Genomic DNA, 1,533 nt, shown 5'->3' with positions numbered 1-1,533 from the left:
GGCGCAACGATAAAGACGCCCGCCGCGACGCAGCCCTGTGGGCGCAAACGGATGTGCTGCTGACCGACGCATTCTTCAAACTCGCCAACCACCTGCATTGCGGCGTCATCCCCCGCGACAGTATCGCCCTGCAAAAGGATTCGGTGATCGCCGACGATGCGCTCAACGCCTTCCTCCGCGACGCACTGGCCGGCAACCGCATCAGCGAAGTGCTGCAGGCGCGTGAGCCCTCGCACGAAGCTTACCAGTTGCTTAAATCCGGCATCGCCGAATATGAATTGCGTTTCGGGAAAGCCACCTGGGATACGCTACCCGCGGAGTATGGAGATACCGCCGCATTCCGCCGTCAGCTGGCGTTGCGGCTGGCGAAAACGGGGCATTTCGATACTTTGCTGTACTCCCTGGAGGACACCGTGGCCCTCAAGAAATCCATTAAACAATTCCAGCAGGAGATTCAATTATACCCGGATGGCATCGCCGGCAGGCGCACCATTCAATACCTGAACCGCCAGCCTGTTGAATGGATCGAACAGGCCGGCATCAACCTCGACCGCTGGCGCAAAATGCCGGACACGCTGCCGGCCCGTTACCTCATGGTGAACATCCCTGCATTCCGCCTCCAGGTATGGGACGATTCGGCGGGCCTCGTACTCGAATCCCGCGTGATCGTAGGAACGCCCCGGACGCGCACGCCGCAGCTCAGTTCGGTTATGACGAATTTCGTGCTGTACCCGTACTGGCGCGTGCCCTACAGCATCGTGTTCAAGGAAATGCTGCCGCAGATCAAGAAAGACAGGAATTATCTCTACGAAAAGAACCTGGAAGTGGTGGATCACCAGGGCAATATCATTTCACCCGATTCCATCGACTGGCAGAAACTGAACAAGAATTATTTCCCGTACGTGCTGCGGCAGATGGACGGGCTCGACAATTCCCTGGGCATCATGAAGTTCAATTTCGCCAACCGTTTCAGCGTATACCTGCACGATACCAATAACCGCAAGTTGTTCGCCAATTCCAACCGCGCCCTCAGCCATGGCTGCGTGCGGGTGCAGGCCTGGGACAGCCTGGCCATGTACCTCGTGAGCCACGATCCCAAACCCGGCATGGCCGACACGGTGCGGGCCTGGCAGGCCCGCGAGGAGCAGCGGACATATGCCTTCCAGAAGCGCCTTCCGATCTACATCCGCTATTTTTCAGCCGAGTTCCGCGACGGGAAGCTGCGTTTTTATGAAGATGTGTATGGGGAAGACGCCCGCGTCCGGCAGTATCTCCGGTAATACCATTCATTCCCCGAAAACAACGGTTCGGGGCGGGCGGGGTTGATATCGGGGGAAAAGTGCGGCATTTTTGCGGAAAAAATTAACCCCGATGAAGCTCATTATCAAGATTGGACTGTTTGTTTTGATCACTTTACAATCGGTGGCGCAACCGCTGCCTAGGCAAACCGTTAAAGGCGTGATTACCGATCGCGCAACACATTTCCCCCTTCCCGGCGCGGCCATTTCTTTTCCTGACCTGGGTAAAGGCGTG

Annotated in this window: 1 protein-coding gene; it reads left to right on the top strand. The window is 57.1% G+C overall.

All coding sequences use genetic code 11. The features are described 5' to 3' along the window. Nucleotides 1-1,280 (top strand): L,D-transpeptidase family protein (locus Q0510_RS13765; RefSeq protein ID WP_298712733.1); only part of this gene is annotated, 1,280 nt, incomplete at its 5' end. Nucleotides 1,281-1,533 lie beyond the last annotated feature (253 nt).

The sequence above is a fragment of the uncultured Chitinophaga sp. genome, assembly GCF_937874145.1.
GTDB lineage: Bacteria > Bacteroidota > Bacteroidia > Chitinophagales > Chitinophagaceae > Chitinophaga.
This window is presented reverse-complemented; position numbering and strand designations above follow the sequence as displayed.